General features: G+C 67.9%; 19 protein-coding genes and 1 pseudogene. 9 read left to right on the top strand and 11 right to left on the bottom strand.

The genetic code is table 11. The features are described 5' to 3' along the window. Positions 1 to 28: 28 nt before the first annotated feature. Positions 29 to 211 (bottom strand): hypothetical protein, encoded by a 183-nt coding sequence (locus ACTWPW_RS53355; RefSeq protein ID WP_443173465.1) that lies wholly within the window; start codon positions 209 to 211, stop codon positions 29 to 31. Between the two features lie 1,974 nt (positions 212 to 2,185). Between ACTWPW_RS53355 and ACTWPW_RS53360 the strand changes: the two genes are divergently transcribed. Next, entirely contained in the window at positions 2,186 to 3,424 is a 1,239-nt protein-coding gene (locus ACTWPW_RS53360; protein WP_443173466.1) for a hypothetical protein, read from the top strand. Then, positions 3,421 to 3,903, top strand: coding sequence for a hypothetical protein (locus tag ACTWPW_RS53365; RefSeq protein WP_443173467.1), 483 nt, complete (start codon positions 3,421 to 3,423; stop codon positions 3,901 to 3,903). The genes ACTWPW_RS53360 and ACTWPW_RS53365 overlap by 4 nt, the downstream gene beginning before the upstream one ends. Before the next feature lie 23 nt (positions 3,904 to 3,926). Here the strand turns inward: ACTWPW_RS53365 and ACTWPW_RS53370 are convergent, their stop codons facing one another. The 3 genes from ACTWPW_RS53370 to istA all read right to left on the bottom strand — a co-directional run bounded on the left by ACTWPW_RS53370 (position 3,927) and on the right by istA (position 6,447). Continuing rightward, a complete protein-coding gene (locus ACTWPW_RS53370) occupies positions 3,927 to 4,166 on the bottom strand; it encodes a hypothetical protein (RefSeq protein ID WP_443173468.1) in 240 nt (79 codons plus the stop codon). After that, positions 4,163 to 4,951: an IS21-like element helper ATPase IstB gene (gene istB, locus ACTWPW_RS53375; protein WP_443173469.1), complete on the bottom strand. Its 789-nt coding sequence runs from the start codon at positions 4,949 to 4,951 to the stop codon at positions 4,163 to 4,165. The genes ACTWPW_RS53370 and istB overlap by 4 nt, the downstream gene beginning before the upstream one ends. Positions 4,952 to 5,037: 86 nt before the next feature. Continuing rightward, entirely contained in the window at positions 5,038 to 6,447 is a 1,410-nt protein-coding gene (istA, locus tag ACTWPW_RS53380) for an IS21 family transposase (protein WP_443173470.1), read from the bottom strand. A 194-nt stretch (positions 6,448 to 6,641) separates the two neighbouring features. Here istA and ACTWPW_RS53385 point away from each other — a divergent pair. Then, positions 6,642 to 6,884 (top strand): annotated as a pseudogene (locus ACTWPW_RS53385) (helix-turn-helix domain-containing protein); the annotation flags it as partial. A 396-nt stretch (positions 6,885 to 7,280) separates the two neighbouring features. Here ACTWPW_RS53385 and ACTWPW_RS53390 read toward each other — a convergent pair. Together ACTWPW_RS53390 and ACTWPW_RS53395 are read right to left on the bottom strand one after the other, a co-directional pair. Continuing rightward, positions 7,281 to 7,586, bottom strand: coding sequence for a hypothetical protein (locus ACTWPW_RS53390; protein ID WP_443173471.1), 306 nt, complete (start codon positions 7,584 to 7,586; stop codon positions 7,281 to 7,283). Then, a complete protein-coding gene (locus ACTWPW_RS53395; RefSeq protein ID WP_443173472.1) occupies positions 7,583 to 9,094 on the bottom strand; it encodes an MFS transporter in 1,512 nt (503 codons plus the stop codon). The genes ACTWPW_RS53390 and ACTWPW_RS53395 overlap by 4 nt, the downstream gene beginning before the upstream one ends. Positions 9,095 to 9,215: 121 nt before the next feature. Here ACTWPW_RS53395 and ACTWPW_RS53400 point away from each other — a divergent pair, with 121 nt between their 5' ends. Then, complete coding sequence (locus ACTWPW_RS53400; RefSeq protein WP_443173473.1) at positions 9,216 to 9,884, top strand: winged helix-turn-helix transcriptional regulator; 669 nt, start codon at positions 9,216 to 9,218, stop codon at positions 9,882 to 9,884. Between the two features lie 40 nt (positions 9,885 to 9,924). On the opposite strand, the gene ACTWPW_RS53405 is transcribed toward ACTWPW_RS53400, so the two are convergent. From ACTWPW_RS53405 to ACTWPW_RS53415, 3 genes are all read right to left on the bottom strand, one after another. Further along, positions 9,925 to 10,686 (bottom strand): hypothetical protein, encoded by a 762-nt coding sequence (locus tag ACTWPW_RS53405; protein ID WP_443173474.1) that lies wholly within the window; start codon positions 10,684 to 10,686, stop codon positions 9,925 to 9,927. An 82-nt stretch (positions 10,687 to 10,768) separates the two neighbouring features. After that, positions 10,769 to 10,942, bottom strand: a complete 174-nt coding sequence (locus ACTWPW_RS53410; RefSeq protein ID WP_443173475.1) for a hypothetical protein — start codon at positions 10,940 to 10,942, stop codon at positions 10,769 to 10,771. A 95-nt stretch (positions 10,943 to 11,037) separates the two neighbouring features. After that, complete coding sequence (locus ACTWPW_RS53415) at positions 11,038 to 11,163, bottom strand: hypothetical protein (protein ID WP_443173476.1); 126 nt, start codon at positions 11,161 to 11,163, stop codon at positions 11,038 to 11,040. A gap of 268 nt (positions 11,164 to 11,431) precedes the next feature. Here ACTWPW_RS53415 and ACTWPW_RS53420 point away from each other — a divergent pair, with 268 nt between their 5' ends. Then, a complete protein-coding gene (locus ACTWPW_RS53420) occupies positions 11,432 to 12,178 on the top strand; it encodes an SDR family NAD(P)-dependent oxidoreductase (protein ID WP_443173477.1) in 747 nt (248 codons plus the stop codon). A gap of 1,043 nt (positions 12,179 to 13,221) precedes the next feature. On the opposite strand, the gene ACTWPW_RS53425 is transcribed toward ACTWPW_RS53420, so the two are convergent. Next, positions 13,222 to 13,674: a winged helix-turn-helix transcriptional regulator gene (locus tag ACTWPW_RS53425; protein ID WP_443173478.1), complete on the bottom strand. Its 453-nt coding sequence runs from the start codon at positions 13,672 to 13,674 to the stop codon at positions 13,222 to 13,224. A gap of 471 nt (positions 13,675 to 14,145) precedes the next feature. Here ACTWPW_RS53425 and ACTWPW_RS53430 point away from each other — a divergent pair, with 471 nt between their 5' ends. The 4 genes from ACTWPW_RS53430 to ACTWPW_RS53445 all read left to right on the top strand — a co-directional run bounded on the left by ACTWPW_RS53430 (position 14,146) and on the right by ACTWPW_RS53445 (position 17,456). Then, positions 14,146 to 14,367: a hypothetical protein gene (locus tag ACTWPW_RS53430; RefSeq protein ID WP_443173479.1), complete on the top strand. Its 222-nt coding sequence runs from the start codon at positions 14,146 to 14,148 to the stop codon at positions 14,365 to 14,367. A gap of 164 nt (positions 14,368 to 14,531) precedes the next feature. Continuing rightward, entirely contained in the window at positions 14,532 to 15,077 is a 546-nt protein-coding gene (locus tag ACTWPW_RS53435) for a GNAT family N-acetyltransferase (protein WP_443173480.1), read from the top strand. 118 nt (positions 15,078 to 15,195) lie between these two features. Continuing rightward, positions 15,196 to 16,305, top strand: coding sequence for a threonine aldolase family protein (locus ACTWPW_RS53440; RefSeq protein WP_443173481.1), 1,110 nt, complete (start codon positions 15,196 to 15,198; stop codon positions 16,303 to 16,305). Between the two features lie 956 nt (positions 16,306 to 17,261). Further along, positions 17,262 to 17,456 carry an ATP-binding protein gene (locus tag ACTWPW_RS53445; RefSeq protein ID WP_443173482.1) on the top strand — a complete coding sequence of 65 codons (195 nt, stop codon included), beginning with the start codon at positions 17,262 to 17,264 and terminating at the stop codon, positions 17,454 to 17,456. A 92-nt stretch (positions 17,457 to 17,548) separates the two neighbouring features. On the opposite strand, the gene ACTWPW_RS53450 is transcribed toward ACTWPW_RS53445, so the two are convergent. Next, positions 17,549 to 18,151: a hypothetical protein gene (locus ACTWPW_RS53450; protein WP_443173483.1), complete on the bottom strand. Its 603-nt coding sequence runs from the start codon at positions 18,149 to 18,151 to the stop codon at positions 17,549 to 17,551. Positions 18,152 to 18,248: the final 97 nt, after the last annotated feature.

The following is an 18,248-nucleotide window of genomic DNA, read 5'->3' on the forward strand; positions in this document are numbered from 1 at the left end:
CGTGCAGCCGGTTCCGCCGAAGAACGACTCAGAGCAGCAGCGATTCGAACGCTTCTGGGAAGACGATGGCGACGAGAACGATGATGGCGGCGCCTGGGACCTCGCCGGTCGGCGGTGGCGCGCCATCCCTCTCGCGCTTGTCTCGGCAGCCGTCGTCGGCATGCTCGCGCTCGGTATGGCCATCTGGTCGATCTCTTCGCCTGACGCTCACCCGGCCGGTACCGTTCCCAGAATCTCCGCGGCGACCACCGCGGCGACTCAGGCGCCGGCACGTGACAGTCCTTCCCCACCCCCTGACTCCGGGCGAACCGCACCGGTCCGTTCCACCGCTCCTCCTCGCCGCCCCCGCCCCACTTCCGCGGCCGAGCGCTCGGCCACCCCTGCGCCAACCTCGCCATTTTCGGCGACGACCCGGGCACAGACCAGGCCCAGCACGTCGACAAGCGCGATCAGGCCGGTGGAGAAGGACGTAGGTGTTGGCCCCACCGTCGCACCCCCGCCGCCAAGCGCCGGTGCGAACAGCGGCCCTCGCGATGCCGGGCCGACGGTAGCGCCGCCACCGCCTGGCGGTTGAGGGCGAGCGTCCCTGGCCGTTCGGTCTGGGCGAGGCTGGCCCCTTCCGCTGCGGTCGGCGCTCCTCGCTGGACCGGGCGCCGCGGAGGCGCGGCGGACGGGACCGCGGCGTGACGGGGAGCAGTGCGCGGGTGCGCCCCGCGGGCCGTTCGCTGCATCATGCACATCCGCGCACTCAGCCGTGGTGCGCACGTCCCCGGCCGGGCGTGGCGACCAAGTGGGGAATCGGCGGGAGCCGATGAACGACCGCTCGTCAGGGCTGACACCTGCCCTGGTCACGCAGGGGACCTGAATGCCAGCGCCGGCAGACGGTGGCTGGGCACCGCACCGGGCAGGTGCCCCGAGGAGTGGGATGGCGGGGCATCACAGAGGAGCGGCCTTCTTGACTGAGGGTCAGAGTAATTGTCAGAGGGAGACTCAAAGTGCCATCATGACTTTTGGTCAAAGGAGTTAGCAAAGTTCCGGACGTGACGGAGTGGGAGCATGTCGAGCCGCGCCAATGGGTCGTCGTGGAGACATAGACCCGGCAGTCACCCCTACGTGCCTGGTGCATCGCCCGCCCGCCGAGCACTCGCCTGCCGCGCTGGCGAGGTCCCCGTGCCGCAGGGCAGCGCCCTGCAGCGCACGGCCAGGGGCAGGCATCGTCGCTCGGCTCCTCCAGCGCGTCGGCAACCATCGCCCGGGGATTTACCGGCTGTCTCGCGATCAAAAGGGACCCTTCGGCCGCCCGTCGAAGTACCGGCAGCGCTCTTCTTCGTGGGTCTCACCACCCTGATCCTCCCAACTGATCCTTTCGATGGCCCTCAACAGGCGACCCCCGCCGCCCCGCAACCGACCTCGTCCTCGCTCGGGGATTTCCCATCCGAGGCTGGACCATCGCCGACGTCGGGCGCGGCCACCGCTGGACCCTCGCCGGCCACGGTCATACCGACACTGCGCGCCACCAAGGCCCCCACTCGCCGACCCAGCGGGCGTGCCACGACGAGCGGCGTGACTCCACTGCGCGCCGAACGACGAGCCCGTTCCCCCGACGCCACGCGCGACCTCTTCCCCTCGAACCGGCGACAACGCCGGCCACGCGCGCCGCCTGTCGGCGCCGTCCCAGGTCACCCACAGACGCCGGACTCGGGCAATGCCCGCCCTTGGCGCAGCACGCACCGGCAGGGTCAGGGCGACATCTCCCCCGGCACCGGGATGGGGTCCATCGCCGACGCCGGCACACATGTGACCGACACAGACGACATACCGCCCACGTCGGCGCGCCTTCCGAACCCGGCTGGCCGGGAGGACCGCCCCGGCATATCAGGGAGACACAGCTCATCGCCTGGAGCGGCAGCAATGCCGGCAACGGCGCGCACACCCAGGCAACCAGCCACGTCAGCGGCATCCCGGTGCTGTCTGTGACGCGGACGGCAGTGCAGGACCAGGGGCTCTTCGTGCGCGAGGCCGGCGACAGCGGCAAGGAGAGCAACTGCGATCACATCAGCACTCGCTATCCCGGCATCCCGCCCCAGCCACGGCCATGACATACGCCGTCGTCCAAGCAACATCGGCTCAGCCGATTCCGCGCTTGAGCGCCCCATCACGACTTCCCAGGGAGAAGTAGCCCACGATGAAACGCCTCCGTTCCCGCCAACGCGGCCGGATCATTTTGGTTGTGGCTCTTGCGGCCATCACCAGCTCCACCGGGCTGGCCGAAGCCTCCCCCAGCCCCCATCCGAACGATGCTGCCCTGTGTACCCTGCGGGAAGGTGCCGGTGTCGAGAACTACCAGCGGTGCCTGGCACGGCTGGCGGCAAACCGCAACGGTGGCGACCGTCGTTCCGCCGACCCCTCCGACTTCCCCACGATCTCCGCCACGAGCACCGGCACGAGCACCGGCACCGACGACCAGCCCCCCGTCTACTTCTTCTGCTCTGACCCGAGCAGGTCACAGTTCGCCTCGATCACGCCGATCGAAGGCTGCACCCAGACCACAACACTGGTGTGCGTCCGCAACAGTGGCGACAGCAGGTACCACTGCGTCGACCACCGCGGCGCAGCCGCCGATCCCCCAGGCGGAATCTGCACGACGAACCCGCACTTCGCCTGCAAGAACGAAACCGCTTCATCGACCACCACCGTCGCCCCGTCAAGCCCTACCCCGCACGGCCAGGAGCCTCCCGCCACGTCCACCAGCATGGAGACCCCGCCCGGCGCACCAGACCCCACCACCACGCCCGACCCTACGCCCAGCGTTTCAAGCACGGGACTGGCAAGCCCCTCAGCCGACAGCACCGCCACACCGTCGGCATCTGCGACCAGTGCTCCCCCTGTCACCGCCGACGACCCGGTGGGCCAGGCGCTGACCAAAGCCCGTGCCTACAACCTGCGCACCTGGCTAGAAAGCGATCTCGTCAAGGCATGGCGGGGGGAAAACGAAGAACGGCAGGCATGCAACGCACACGAGCGCCACAACGGGGGGTGCGACACGTTCGAGGCGGCCGTGCGACGGCTCGCACAGCACGCGCGCCAGCCTGGAGTCGTCGGCGTCAAGATCGCGTTCGATCTGGGATTGCGAGGCGATTTCGCCGACGACGACGAGATTGTTCGCTTCCTCATCGAGACGTCGCGGGCCCTGCGCGGGGTGTTTCCCGCCAGGCGCCTCATCGCTGTTGACCTCGCCATCCCCGAGTTGGGCTGCGGCGACCATGAGGCCTGCCGGACGGCCATGCGACGTGACCATCCCCTCATTACGCTCGCCAAGGTCGAAAAGTACACCTCAACGGGCGCATCGACGCGGTCAACATCTCGACCGGAGTCGCCCTCAAGCAGTACACCGACCGCTACAAGATCCAGCCAGCTACCGTGATCGGCAACCTGTGGTCGGCGCTTGGGCGACAAGGGTGGGAGAGCAAGCTACCCGGCCTCGCCATCGGCGCCCGTGAGACCAGCCTGGCCCACTCCGGCCCGACCAATCCCCTCACGGCCGCCGAAGCAGCACGACTCGTCAAGGAACGCATCGACATCCCCCTGAGGGGTAACAACGACCACACCCGCAACAGCGGCCGGTCACTGCCTCTGACAGCCGATCACATCGTGCTCTGGACATGGCGGCAAACCTTCGGCGGCCAGACCTGGCGATTGGCCGATGCTGCAACGCGTGATCACCCCGGAGGACGCCCCAATGCCATGCTGGACGCGTTACGCGCCCGACACAGCCGCACACAATTGAGCGTGACCTACAACCCTCACGAGCCGGAAACGAGCATCCCAGACGACATTCGCATCATCTCCGCCAGCGCCTCAACCATCTACGTTGTCGGCGTACTCCTTGGAAGGCTGAGGTAAGTACGGCTAAACGTGCCGAGGTGTCAGTGCTGGTCAGGGCTGGGTTGGAGTTGGTGACGTAGACCTGCGACGGTGAAGCTGAACAGGTCGATGAGGGTGCAGGCAGCGAGTCTGCCGTTGTCGCCGGGCCCTGTGGAGCAGTAGGTGGCAAGGAGTTGGCAGACGTCGTCGCCGCTGCTGAGGAACTCGTCGATCGTGGTGGGCAGGTCGAGGTGATCCGCGAGGTGGCCGGTGGGAGCGTGGCCGGGCTGGGAGGTTGTCATCCGGCTGCTGCGACGTCGGCTTCGAGGGCGGAGTCGGCGATGGCTGACAGGCGGTTCTTGAGCCGGTAGCTGGGCCCGTTGATGGCGATGACCTCGCAGTGGTGCAGGAGTCGGTCGAGGATCGCGGTGGCCAGCACTTCATCGCCGAAGACCTGGCCCCATTCAGAGAACGCCTTGTTACTGGTCAGGAGAATCGAGCCTTTCTCATATCTCTTGCTGATCATCTGGAAGACCAGGTTGGCCTCGTCGCGGGCCAGCGGCTGATACCCCACCTCGTCCAGGACCAGGACGTGGGGGCGCACGTAGGCGCGCATCTTGGAGGCCAGGCGGCCGATCGCGTCGGCGGCCTTCAACTGGCGGACCATGTCGTCCAGAGTGGTGAAGTAGATCGAGTAGCCGGCCCTGCAGGCCGCCACCGCCAAGGCGACCGCGATGTGGGTTTTGCCGACTCCGGGCGGCCCCAGCAGCGCGGCGTTGGACTTGGCTTCGGCGAACGCGAGGCTGGCCAGGTCCTTGACCTTCCTGGGGTCCAGGGTGGGCTGGTAGGAGAAGTCGTAGTCGTCCAGCGTCTTGTGGTGCGGCATCTTGGAGATCCGCAGCGCGTGCCGGATGCGCCGTTCCTCCTTGACCGCGTGCTCCTCCTCCAGCACCAGGTCCAGGAACTCCAGGTAACCCATCTGGGCGGCATCGGCCCGGGCCAGATGGCCGGCCAGGTTGGCGGCCAGGTGCGGCAGCTCCAGCCGGGCCGCGGTGGCCCGGATCCGGGCAGTGACGAGCTCGCTCAACGTTGAAGGTCCTTTGAGGTCGTGGGCCCGGCCCGTGCCGCCGGCCGGTGCCGGGTCGTGTGACGGCGGGCGCTCGGCGCGGATGGTCAGGAGAAGGGGCCGGTTCCGGTGATCTGGTCATAGATCGACAAGGGCCGTCGGCCGACCTCGACATCGGCGGCCTCAGCGCGAGCCAGCAGGTAGCGCAAGGTCCCGGCCGGCTGGACGCGCCGGCGGCGCACCACGGCCAGTTCGTCGTCCGGGTGATCGGGGAAGGTCTCGTGGCTGGTGGTGGTCGCGCGGGTATGCCCGTCCGGCAGCCCGTTCCAATGGCTGGGGTCGACGATCCGCCTGCCACGGCCGGCGGCGCGCGGGTGCACGGCCAGCAGCGTGATCCCGCCTGCGTCGGGGACCGTGGCGTGGATGCTGACGGTGGCCGCCGAAGCTCGCACCTCCACCAGTTGCCGGTGGAAGACCATCGTGGCGGGCACGGAGTACAGGTTGGCTTCGAAGGCGACCAGGCAGTCCTTGCCCACGTGCCGCAGATGCCGCTCAGCCACCAGATACGGCTTGGACGGGATCGGGCGCAGGGCGGCGTGGTCGCGGCGGGCCCGCACCGCGATGACCTCGCCGTGGGTGCGGTGGGTGGTGCGGCGGCGGATCGGTACCCAGGCCAGGAAGGCGTTGTCCAGGTCAGCGAGGCCGGAGAACGACCGGCCCGCCAGCACGTGGTCGCGGACGATGGTCACCTGCCGTTCCACCCTTCCCTTGCCGGTGGGCCGGTAGGCGGCCAGCACGTCCGGGTCGAAGTCGTAGTGGCCGGCGAACGCGACGGCTTCGGGGTGCAGCGGGACCGCTTTGCCCGGGGCGACGTGCCGGCGCACCACGGTCTTGGTCCGGTCATAGACGATCGAGCCGGGCACCCCGCCGAAGTGGTCGAACGCACGGCGGTGGCAGGCCCAGAAGGTGGCCAGGTCCTGACTGGTGGTGAAGCACACGAACGGATCACGCGAATAGGACAACACCATATGGAAGGAGTAGACCTTCGCAATCCCGACGTGGGCCAGGATGCCGCCCTCGTCTCCCCAATCGACTTGTGCCTGGGCTCCGGGAACGACCTCGAAGCGGCGGTGCAGCCGGGCCAGCTCGCTAGGCGTGTAACCGAGTTCCTCGGCGATCTTCGGGCGGGCGACCTGCAGATACATCTTGACCCGCTGGTAGTGGCCGGTGAATCCGTACTGCTCGACCAGCCGTTCGTGAATCACCGACGCCTTCAGCAACAGCTCGGCCCGCAGCCATTCATCGACCACATGGGCATAGGCATCCATCACCTGCCCGCGCCGGGACCGCCGCGGAGACGCGATCGGAGGCGCCACCGGACCGTCGTCCTCCAGATACTTCTTCACCGTCCGCCAGTGCAGGCCGGTCTCCCGGGAGATCTCCGAGATGGACGCGCCCGCCTCCCGCAGCGCACGGAACCGGCGCAGCTCGAGCCACCGCTCAGCCTCCAGAACCATCCGATCCGCCCCCGCCCATGACGATCGCCTACACGGGCACCTTCCAAGACCATCCAGGCGATCACGCCAGGGACACGCCGTTCACCTCGGCACGTTTGCTTGTACATGACTCGGCACTGGTAGCCGTACGCCGACATACGTATTCGTACCGTAGCCACACGCGCATCGACGTCCGCCCCCGTCTGGAGTGGAGGGTGATCAAGTGGGAGGCCTGGGCGGAGATCCGTCGGCTGCATAGGGCCGAGGGGAGCCCGATCAAAGCGATTGCGCGATATCTGGGTATCGCCAGGAATACGGTGCGGCGGGCGCTGGCGGCCGAGGAGCCGGCGAAGTATCAGCGGCCCGGTAAGGGGTCGGTCGTGCACACGGCGAAACGGCAGATCCGGGAGTTGTTGCGACAGTGGCAGGCCATGCCGGCGACGGTGATCGGCGAGCGGACAGCGCCGGGTTCGGCACGAGCGCTGCTGGGACGTCCACCCAACCCGCACCGATCCTGCCCACGCACCAGCTGCGGCCGTGACCGCAGCGACAAGAAAGCAGGCGCCGTCCGGCCTGACATCCCATGGCCCCGCCCCTCCACCAGCCACTACGCCGCGTGCCTTTGACAGCATCAGTGCACGCCACCACGCGACAGCTGATTCCGCGAAGTCGCCTGTTGGGTTGGCGGTTCACCCATGGAACGCTCCACGGCATCTCCTGCCGACAGCGTCACGCTTTTCACGATCAATACGGTGGGTCCCCCCGTATCTCGGTCATGTACCGGGCACGACGGAGGCTGCCCGTCCAGCGTAGGGAGCGCTGGACGGGCAGCCTGGCACGAGGGCGGGCGAGGATCACTCCGCCAGGATCCGGTATGCGCCGACCACGGTGGTCTCGGTGAGCTGGGGAGGGCCGACGATGCGGTCACCGATCGCCCGCTGGAATTCCTTGAACGAAGCCAGGCCGGTCAGGGCGTCGTCGCCTTCCTCGGCGACGACGACGTGCATGAAGCTGAGGCCGTCCGCGAGGCGGAACGCCGCGTAGCGCAGTCCTTCGGGCTTCTGCTCGGCGAGTTCGGCGAACACGCCCTCGATCAGGCGCTGGTTGTTCTCGGCTTCCTCAGGGCCTCGGGTCTGGTACCTGATCACATTGGCCTTCATGCGTGTTCTCCCTTTCCTGCGGGTTCTGCCCCGATGGCAACGGGTTCGGCGGCTGCGGTGTCGTCGGCGACCTTCGCAGCTCGATTTCGGGTCAGGATGAACAGTGCCGCGACAAGGCCCAGCGCCGCGAAAACTGCGGCCACCCCGAACGCGGCGCGTAGTCCGTCGTTGAGGGCGCCGAGCGAACCGGCGGGTACACCGGTCTCGGTCACCGTGACACGGGCGACCGCGATCGCCACCGAGGTGACCGTGGCGATGCCGAGTGCGCTGCCGATGTGGAACAGGGTGTCGACCAGGCCTGCGGCGAGACCGGATTCCTGCTCGGGAACATCGGTGAGCGCGGCGATCTGCGCGGCGACGAAGGAGGCTCCCATGCCCGGACCGAAGACGAGCAGACCCCACAGCATGTCACTGGTGAAGGACCCGTTCACCGATACCGGGACCAGCAGCAGACATCCCGCGCCGATCAGCAGCATGCCGCCGATGGCGGTCGGCCGGAGGCCGAGCCGGGCGACCAACGCCTGTCCGGCCAACGCGCCGACCACCGACATCACGGTCATGACCGCGCTCATGAGACCGAATTGCAGCGCGGTGTACTGGAGAACCTGCTGTGCGTAGAGCGTGAGCGGGAACAGCATACCGTCCACGGCCAGCCCCACTACCAGCATGAGGAGGTTGCCGCCCACCAGGGTGCGGTTGCGGAAAATCCGCAATGGCACCAGGGGTGCGGCGGAGCGGGCTTCCACCAAGACGAACAGCGCCAGGACGGCGAGAGCGCCGGCGAGCAGGCCGATGGTTGTGGCGCTCCCCCAGCCGGACTCCGGCGCCTGGATGACAGCGTAGGCCATCAGCAGCGGAGCCACGGTGATCGTGATAGCGCCGACGAAGTCGAACTTCCTGCCCGCCGCCCGCTCGCGGCTTTCCCGTAGCAGCACCGGACACAGCGCGAGGATGACGACGCCGACCGGAACGTTCAGGAAGAAGATCCATTCCCAGCCCAGCGTGTCGGTGATCAGTCCGCCGAGCAGCAGGCCGGCGGTGGCGCCGATCCCTCCCAGGCCACCCCAGATCCCGAGCGCCCGGTTACGCTCGGCGCTGTCGGAGAACGTGGCGATAACGATGGACAACGCGGTGGGAGCCATGATCGCTGCGGACATCCCCTGGACGGACCGGGCCGCGACGAGCACCTCCGCCGACCAGGCGGCTCCGCACATGATCGACGACAGGATGAACAGCGCGAGTCCGACCATGAAGACACGCCGCCTGCCGAGCAGATCGGCCATCCGGCCGAAGAACAGCATGAGGCCGGCGAAGGTCAGCGCGTAGGCGGTCAGCACCCACTGCACTCCCGCCACCGTGAAACCTAGGTCCCCCTGCATGGAAGGGATCGCCGTGAGGACGATCGTGGAGTCCAGGATGACCATGAAGAACGCGGTGCCCAGCAAGGCCAAGGTCTTCCATCGCCGAGGATCCGGCTGAGGTGGGGCGTTGATCGATTCGGCTTGCACGGTTTCTTACCTCTCACGGCCCAGAGCCTCCGAATCTCCAGGGGTAGTAAATTACAACCACAAGCTGCGGATATGCAACTTGATAGATGTAATAGGGGATCCCCACGGATAACATGGCCCTATGACAGGGAAGCGTTCCTACCTGGACGGCTGTGCGGCGGCGCACGCACTGGATCTCGTCGGAGATCGATGGGCGCTGCTCGTCGTCCGCGAATTGCTGCTCGGCCCCAAGCGGTTCACCGACCTGCGCAACGGCCTGCCGGGCGCGGCGCCGAATGTCATCGCTCAGCGGCTACGCGATCTCGAGGCCGCGGGGGTGGTGCGCAGGCGCACCCTCAAACCCCCGGCCGCCTCGAAGGTCTACGAACTCACCGATTGGGGCCTGGAGCTGGAACCAGCGATCGTCGCCCTCGGCCGCTGGGGCAGCCGCTCGCCCTTGATGCTGCACGACGCCCCGGTGAGCGTCAACGCGCTCGTGCTGGCACTGCGGACCTTGTTCAGCCCCGCGGCGGCGCGCGGTCTCACCGGGCGTATCGGCTTGCGGTTCGACTTTGACGAGTTCGTCGCCTCGGTGTCGGACAGCCGGTTCCACATCGAACGCGGGGACGCGGACGCGGCGGACGCGACCATCGTCGCGGACTCCACGACCATCAGCGCGATCCTTTGGGGCGGGGGCGACCTCGGCGAGGCGATCGGGGAGAGCGCGTTGCGAGTGGACGGGGACATCGCCATGGTCCGCCACTTCCTGGCCTTGTTCCCCTTGCCCGCTCCTGCGGCATCCGCGGGCTGAACCCCCGAAATCACGAAAGAGATCCCAGGGGCTTCAGTTGTCAAGCAGCAGGCGACTCCTCACGATGCGACCAGGCGGTCGCCTCGTCCCAGACGGTGCCGATCTTCAGGCAGCCGTGCAGGGCGCCGACGAGGCGGTTGGCGACCTGACGCAGGGCGGCGTTGTGGCCGGAGTCGCGGGCGCGTGGCCGGGCACAGGGGGCGCGGGCGCCGGGCGAGAGGCGGATCACGGTGGCCACCTGGGCCATCAGGGCATCGATCGGCCGGTTGCCGCGCACGTGCCGGGCCATGCCGGCCTTCGTCGTACCCCGGGCGCGGGTGATCGGGCTGGTGCGGGCGTGGTTCTTACGCGCCTTGGCCGCGGCGTACCGCTGAGGGTCGTCGCACAAGTCTGCGAGCCCCCGCGTGCCGAGAATCGGTCCCAGCCCGGGCTGGGAGGCGATCATCTCTGCGGCCGGCTGCCCACAAGGCGCCTCGACCTCCGTGTGCAGCGTGGCGCCCTGCTGGTTCAGGGTGGCCGGCACCGCGATCAGGGCCTGGATGGAGGCGGGGTAAGCAACGGCGACGGCCGCGGACCGGCCCAGCTGCTCGGTGCGCAGCGCGGCCTGGCTCGGCGCGGCCTTGGCGGCCAGGTCACCGCGGCGGCCGACCCTTGTGAGCGCCCCGCCGATCTGGCTGATCGCCGGCTTCGCCGCCGCAGCCGGATCAGCAGGGCGCTCCAGCAGACCGAACGCCTCGGGGACGTCCAGGTCGTCGAAGGCGGTCAGGGCGGCGGGAAAGCAGCCGCGCAACGCGTACCGCAATCGCTGTTTCTGCCGAGTCTGCTCTCAGATCAGCATCTTGTGCGCGCGAGTGGCCGCCTTGGCCGCCTCGGCGTGCTCGCTGTCACCGGCCACCGGGCGCAGTGGGTTGGGCATCAGTGCGCACCATGTCGGCCAGCACGTGCGCGTCGGCGGTGTCGCTCGTGGCGCCCGACACGCTGTGCCGCTTGCGGTATTCGGCGGCTCGCAGCGGGTCGACCGCCAACTCCCGATAGCCGGCCGCCACCAGCGCGGCCACCCACGGACCCCGGTCAGTCTCGACGCCGATCAGCGCCCGGCCGGCGCTCTCCTCCTCACCGGCGTCCCCGGCGGCCGTCCCGGGCTATTCGACGATCATTGCGTGAAACCGGGCCATGTCCGCCACGCCGGCGGCAACCGGGCCTTGGCCAACCGCCTGCCGGTGGCGTTCATCAGCTCCACGTCGTGGTGGTGCTCGGGCCAGTCATCCTCCACGAACACCCGCACAAATCCTCCGGTCGATTTCCGCGTTTCCACTGGTCACCGGCCTAAGGGAGAACCATCGGCGACCTAGTGAAGCAGTGTTCACGCCGCATGCGGACGGGCACGACATCCCATCAGGGATCAACTCTTCCCGCCAACCGGCAAGGGGCACGGTCTTTCGTCAGGACTTCACGTCCAGGACCCGAGAGTGCTCATGTGCCGGCAGCCACCATCACCACGGAGTCTGCCGGATGGCTTACTCCAGAACTCATTAGGATCCGATCACATGCTTTTGGACGGTAAGCGAGTCATCATCCACGGTGCGGGCGGTGCGCTCGGTGGCGCGATCGCCCGCACCTTCGCCCGAGAAGGGGCCCAGCTCTTCCTGGCCGGCCGGACCCGCGTCAAGCTCGAGGCCGTAGCGGCCGATGTCGCCACCATCGGCAAACGCGCCGAGGTCGACCAGGTCGACGCCCTCGACGCGGACTCGGTGGACCGCCACGCCGACTCGGTGGCCGAACGCGCAGGCGGTGTCGATGTCGTGCTCAACGCAATCAGCCTGCGCGATGTGCAGGGCATCCCGCTGGTGGAGATGTCCCCGGAGGACTTCACCACGCCCATCATCACCGGCGTCACATCACAGTTCCTGACCTCGCGAGCGGCTGCTCGGCACATGATCCGCCAAGGAGCGGGCACGATCGTGACCCTCTCCGCGTCGCCCGCCGCGCTGCCGGGACCGCTCATGGGCGGGTTCGGCGTCGCTTGCGCCGCCACCGAGGTATTCACGCGCCACCTCGCGGGCGAACTCGGCCCGCACGGCGTGCGGGTGGTGTGCGTCCGGCCGGACAAGCTTGCCGACGCGCCGCCCGAGCTGGAGGCGGACTTCTTCGCCTCCCTCGTCGACAAGACGCTGCTCAAGCGCCTGCCGACACTGGCCGAAACCGCCGATGTCGCCGCATTCGTGGCCTCCGATCGGGCCAGCGCGATGACCGGGACGGTGGTCAACATGACCTGCGGCACGATCGCGGGCTGACCGGAGACGCGAAGAGGGGAATACGATCACCATCGCATTTCCCTCTTCGCCTCCCTCGACGTCAACGTGAGGCACTTGATCAGCTCCTCCCTCCCGACCTTTAGGAACACCGCCGCACCACTCCATCTGCTCTTCGAGGGCTTTGATTGGCGTCCTCGTCCGTTATGCGCTTTGGTCAGGTTATTGATCGACGCGAGGTCGATCATGGCTTGGGAGCTGGTGGGAAGGGCCTCATCATCGCGGGTCAAACCCACCCACACCGGCGACGCGGCCCTCCTGGACGCCGGCCGCGCATCCGCGTCGGCGGTATTGCCTCAGCCAGTCCAGGCTGCGTTCCACGACCCCAACGGCGTTTGACGACCCGGAGGCCGCGGGTTTCGGCTTTTCTGGAGACCTTCGACGTCGATGCCCCCAGCGGCTCCGCGTTCTATGACAGCGTTCGCGACCCAGGTTCGGGATAGCGTCGGGTGGGTATTTTTGGTGTGGTCACGGGGATGTTTCCCGATAACGTTGCCGGCCAGTCTCGTGGCGATGACGGCAGCAGCGAGGGTGATGCCGCCAGTGGCGGTGACGATGCCGCGCTTGCAACCGGGCGATGTTCTTGGCTGCGTCAGTTCCCTGGCGGGTGAGGGGCACGCCGGTGGAGGACTTGACGCCATAGTCCACCCTCGGCCGCTGAACTGAACGCTTGCCCCGAAACCCCTCGGTGATTGCTGAGAGGCGGTCGAACATCTCCAGGGACGAGGTGAGCCGATGGGTCGGCCACGGTGGGGACGGCGGCGCGATCACCGGACGAGGGGGCATTACCAGGCCCTCACCTCAGCCACGTGGTCCACCGCCTCTCGGAGCCTGCCCTACGTCAAGGGATGTTAACGTCCTCTGCTGGACCCGGCACCTCCTGGCGAGATCCGGCCCCTTGCAGGACCTGTTGACGTACGTCTCGCACGCCAAAGCCGTAGCGCCAGTGCCTCGCAGGCCCGCGGTTTGTCACGAGTGAAACCCCGGCCGGCGCAGGCCGCCCGGGGGGCTCTGGATCCGCTTCGTCAGGTGGCCGCGCCGGGACCTGGCAACTGATCGATGCCGCCGGCGTGCATCGGCTCGCCGCAGTGGGCGCAGCGCAGGTCGACGCTGCTGATCTCGCCGCAGGCGTGATGGCGGTAGAGCACCGGCGGGCCGGCCTCGCCCGCGAGCCACCTGTCCCCCCACGAGGTCATGACCATGAGCAGGTCGACCAACTCGGTGCCCTTCTGGGTCAGGACGTACTCGTAGCGGGGCCGCTTGTCGTAGGGACGGCGCTCGACCACGCCCTCGTCGACGAGGTGGTTGAGGCGCTCGGTCAGCACCTTGCGCGAGATCCCGAGGTCGGCCTGGATCTGCTCGAACCGGCTCATCCCCACCCACACATCACGCAGGACGAGCGGAGACCACGGCTCCCCGATCACGTCGAGGGTGCGCGCGATGGAGCAGGCCATCTGCCCGAAATTCGTGCGTTGCATGAGATCACTCTACCAAAGTGGGTTCCCTTAGGGAACTCCGAGTTCTATGGTGATGGAGTCTCTTGAAGCCGCGCACCCCTGTTGCGGGAGCAAGACTGGCCCGCCGCCGAAAAGAAGGGGCGCGGGCCGCCACCACGCGCGAGCGCTGGCGGCAGGTCCACGCCTGCTCGACCAGGGCGTCGGGCTGCTGGGATGCGGCCGCCGCCCCGGCTTGGCCTCGAACCGTCAAACGGTACGCCCACATGTGGTCGCCGAGACGGCCGGAGGCAAGATGCGTACCAAGCTGGATGCCCCAAGAGGCCCTGACCGGCCACTTCGACGACCACCATGCCTTCCTGTGCACCATGATGCTGGCCCGCATCGACGACCTCAGCGCATGCATCGGCGAGCCGTCGGGGAAGATCGAACAGCTGAGCCGTTCGCCGTGCCCGCCCCTCGCCGAATTCCGAATCAGCCAGCACTCAGCGGGCAATGCGCCGGGCCAACCAGCTCAAGCGGCCGCGGCGATTACCCAACCTGCAGGAGCTCCAGGCGGGCCATGACCGGATCGACCTCCGCTACGCGGATGTTCCCGCCGTGGCCCAGATCACCTACACCTCGAACCCCGCCCTCATCAAGGGGATGCACGCCTGGTTCGACGCCTGGTTCGACGCCCAGGTCACCGACCACGGGCAGCACGCGGAACTCGGATGAATCCCCCGCCCCCGCCTCCGAGTCCCGCTGAAGCCTCCACTCAGGTCACCGCGAGCCGTTCTTCCCAAAGTCCCCCGGACCAGCGGACTTGGCGATGTACCCAACCCCCGTATGGTTCATCTATATTCGTTGCGAGCCTGTCGCAACAACCACAGGAGACATTCATGCCCGACACCAGCCGTCCGGTGTTGCGATCAAGTGAGGTGCGAGGGCTCGGCCTCCGGCTACGTGAATGGACAGACGAGGACCTGCCGGTCATGGCCGAGCTTTTCGACGATCCGGACATGGATCGTTGGACGCCGCTCCGCTCCCCCTTCGACGTGGCCGCTGCCACGGCGTATCTGGCCAAAGCCCGCCAGGCCAAGGCGGAGAACCGCGGCATCAACCTGGCTATCACTGTCGAGGACGATCGGCCGCGAGGAGAGGTCCTTCTCCGCTCCGCGGGAAACCCGGGTGAAGGAGAGATCGCGTACGGGATCGGCCGCCAGTACAGACGGCAAGGTCTGGCCAAGCGGGCTGTTGAGCTGATGACTCGTCATGCCTTCCACGACTTGGAAATGACCCGGATACTTATTCGCATCGAGCGCGCAAACGAAGGCAGCCAGGCCGTTGCCGCCTCCGCGGGATTCCACCTCACGGACGACGCTCCGGTCATCCGGGAGCGAGAAGAAGGCCCCTTCACGCTGCTTACCTGGGAACGCACCAGGTGAACGGCGGTGCCATGACAGGTCCGCGAGACCGGAAACGACCGACGACGATCGCCGCCACCTCGGTCGAGGCGTCATCCTGCGGCCTTTCCTGATGACCGCAACAACGAAGGAGACCTTCATGCCCGACACCAGCCCGCCGGTGCGGCGGTCCCTGTTCCTGCACGCGCCGATCCGGCGTGGGCCTCGCGTGATACTGGAGCAGATGCTGGCCCTGGTGGATGACGACACCCCGGCCGACGGCCCTGAAGGCCCCGTCGCGGTGCTGGAGCGGCGGCTGGCCGAGTTGCTCGGCAAGGAAAGCGCACTGTTCTTCCCCAGCGGCACGATGGCCCAGCAGACCGCGTTGCGCGTACATGCCGACCGGCGCGGGCGTCGCACGTTCGCCGCCCACCCACGATCGCATCTGGACGTATGGGAGGAGCAGGGCTACAACGCCGTCCACGGCCTGCGGTTGCGCCGTACCGGCGACCTGCACGAGCTGCTGACGGCCGAGGACCTGGCGGCGATCGGCGAACCGCTGGCGGCGGCCGTCTGGGAACTGCCGCAGCGCGACATCGGCGGCCGGCTGCCCGAATGGGACGATCTGCGCGAGCAGGTCGCGCTCGTGCGCGCCACCGGCGCCGCCGCGCACCTGGACGGCGCCCGGTTGTGGGAGGCCCAGACCTACTACCAGCGGCCCTTCGACCAGATCGCCGCCCTGTTCGACACCGTCTACGTCTCCCTCTACAAGAGCCTGCAGGGCGTGCGGGGTGCGGTACTCGCCTCCGACGCGGCCACCGTGGAGGTGGCACGGGTCTGGCGGCAACGGCTCGGCGGCGGCATCCGCGACGCCTGGCCGCTCGCGCTGGCCGCGCTGGTCCACCTCGACGCCCTGGCCGATGCGATGCCCGCCTACCGTGAGCACGCCATCGCCATCGCGGCCGCGATCAACGCAGACGGCACCGCCCGCGCCTATCCCGACCCACCGCAGACCCCGCTGTTTCACATCCACCTGCCCGCCCCCAGACAGGCCATTGAGCAGGCCGGCCACGCAATCCTCACCGAGCACGGCATCCAGCTCTGGGGCCGGGTACGTTCGGCACCCGAGCCCGGCCGATGCTCCTTCGAGATCAGTGTCGGCGAGAACGCCATGAACTTCACGCCCGGCGAGGTGGTCGCTCTCATACACGACCTGCTGGCCCGCGCCGCACCCACTGCTGCCCTCCCCGCCGCTTACATACCGTGGTGATTGCGGACCCAGATGCGGGAGATGTCGTAAGGGGTCGTGGTGGACCTCCCACAGACCCTTCTTCGCCGTGACGCCGGGGTGCTGGCGCCGGATGAGGCCTGGCCCGTCGTAGGTGCGCCGCTTGATCGTGATGCCAAAGTCGTTGACTGCCCGCCAGGTCGCCGGCAATAGCTGGATGCAGTCGGCGCCGCTGAGCTACTGGAACGTAGCCGCAGGCCTCCACCAGCGCGGCGCACTTCTCGTTCGGTGTGAAGGACCTGCCCGGGTGCAGTGGGTCGCGCAAAACATCGTGTTCGCGGTTGTGCCACGTGGCGACGAGCCATTCGTCGAGAAGCTCCTGCAACTCCAGCAGCGACCACAACCGGCGGTCTTCCAGGTTCCGGCCGCGGTGATCGGTGCTGCGACCGGTGAATCCGGACACGAACTGGGCGAAGAGCGTGCCGACGGAGTCGAGCATCTTCGCCACGTGCCCCTTCTGGAACAGGGATGCCTTGTGCGTGAGCTGAAAGTCAATTTCCAGGAAGCGCGGAAACTCTGGGAGATGAACGCCTTGCCATGGTCGCAGACGAACATTTCCGGCACGATCGCTGGCTTGGCGGCGGCGTGCACCAGCCGCTCGTCCAGGCTGAGGGGCCGGCGGTGCGGCAGCACCAAGTGCGACATCCTCAGCGCGTCTACCCAGCCGGGCCGCATCAGCTCCGACGTGACGGTGCGAGCCAGCAACACGCTCGCGTCCACCGCCTTCGTAGTGGGTCGCAGCACCGCGGCGATCACGGTCCTGGTCGCGACATCGACCATGCCCGTGAGCTCGATCTTCCCAACCACGCCGTCGTCGAGACGGACCAGCACGTCCAGCGGGGTGGAGTCGATTTGCACTACCGCACGCGGCGCGAAGACCGTCCATTGGCCGAACGGCGCCTTCGCCCCCGTGGGCGCGGGAGCGACGAGCACGGGCCGTGCCAGAGCAACAGCATGGCCATCTTGTCCAACGAGTCCTTCTCTTCCTGGACGAAACCTTCACCGACTCTCGCCTCTGCGCCGCCATCGTGGATCGACTGACCTTCGGCGGCAACATCATCGAGACTGGCACCGACTCCTACCGCCTGGCCCAGGCCCGCGCCCGCGCTCGAGCCAACAGCGGCCGAGAATGAGAACCCGACGGGGCCGCGGAGGCCAGTCCCCGCTGGGGTAGGGACGTTGCCGGGTGCGGCGAGATCCCCGGTTGTTCGGCCAGTCGCCGAGGTCATCTGCCGTTGGGCACGATCGTTTTGGGAAGCGCCGGTCCGGCGTCGGTCCAGCCAGATGCTGTCACAGCGGTCCACGAGGTCAGTTCGCCGATGCAGCCAGGAGAGTGCTCTTGCACGGCCAAAAGCCGGCCGGACGTTTCATCGATGATGATCTGTCTTTCTCCGCAGCCGGACAACTCTATCCCCGTCCCGATGCGCCCCAGCGGGTCCTTGATCGTCCCGATGTTCTTCACGCTCGAAAGGTTCGCCAGCACGCGGTAGAGCGCGGCCCGCACCTTGGGAGTCGTCGGAAGTTGGGACAGCAGGCTGGTCGCCTGCGTGAACAACGACTCCTCGGTGGCCCGATAACCACCTTGCCGGGTCCAACCACCCAGGTGACCGGCGCCGAGCGCGGCGGGTAGAGCCTGCAGGGCCCGGAGGTGTGATCGAGTCGGACCTACCCCGTTGTGAACCGACGTGCGGATCAGGCCGCTTGGGCTGAGTCGGGCTGATACGTGGTCCGGGCCGGGCTTCCTCCGGGTGACCTTCAAAGTGATCACATTGCGGCGGGCGTCCGTCAGCCAGGCAATGAAGGCCGGAAGGCCGAGTTGGAAGAGCACCCTCGAACGCCATGGACGTGCCGGTGCCCCGACATCCCCGCGACCAAAATCTTCGGCTCCCGGCCGAGACTACCGGACCGGCCTGATCCCGGCCGGC

Source organism: Nonomuraea sp. KM90, from assembly GCF_052246675.1.
In the GTDB taxonomy this organism is placed as follows: domain Bacteria; phylum Actinomycetota; class Actinomycetes; order Streptosporangiales; family Streptosporangiaceae; genus Nonomuraea.

What these genes read in the sequence shown, in the direction of transcription:
- ACTWPW_RS53360 (WP_443173466.1), top strand. Translation starts at nt 2,186, where the DNA reads ATGAAACGCCTCCGTTCCCGCCAACGCGGCCGGATCATTTTGGTTGTG.
- ACTWPW_RS53370 (WP_443173468.1), bottom strand. Translation starts at nt 4,166, where the DNA reads ATGACAACCTCCCAGCCCGGCCACGCTCCCACCGGCCACCTCGCGGAT.
- istA (WP_443173470.1), bottom strand. Translation starts at nt 6,447, where the DNA reads ATGGTTCTGGAGGCTGAGCGGTGGCTCGAGCTGCGCCGGTTCCGTGCG.
- ACTWPW_RS53390 (WP_443173471.1), bottom strand. Translation starts at nt 7,586, where the DNA reads ATGAAGGCCAATGTGATCAGGTACCAGACCCGAGGCCCTGAGGAAGCC.
- ACTWPW_RS53400 (WP_443173473.1), top strand. Translation starts at nt 9,216, where the DNA reads ATGACAGGGAAGCGTTCCTACCTGGACGGCTGTGCGGCGGCGCACGCA.
- ACTWPW_RS53420 (WP_443173477.1), top strand. Translation starts at nt 11,432, where the DNA reads ATGCTTTTGGACGGTAAGCGAGTCATCATCCACGGTGCGGGCGGTGCG.
- ACTWPW_RS53425 (WP_443173478.1), bottom strand. Translation starts at nt 13,674, where the DNA reads ATGCAACGCACGAATTTCGGGCAGATGGCCTGCTCCATCGCGCGCACC.
- ACTWPW_RS53430 (WP_443173479.1), top strand. Translation starts at nt 14,146, where the DNA reads ATGCGCCGGGCCAACCAGCTCAAGCGGCCGCGGCGATTACCCAACCTG.
- ACTWPW_RS53435 (WP_443173480.1), top strand. Translation starts at nt 14,532, where the DNA reads ATGCCCGACACCAGCCGTCCGGTGTTGCGATCAAGTGAGGTGCGAGGG.
- ACTWPW_RS53440 (WP_443173481.1), top strand. Translation starts at nt 15,196, where the DNA reads ATGCCCGACACCAGCCCGCCGGTGCGGCGGTCCCTGTTCCTGCACGCG.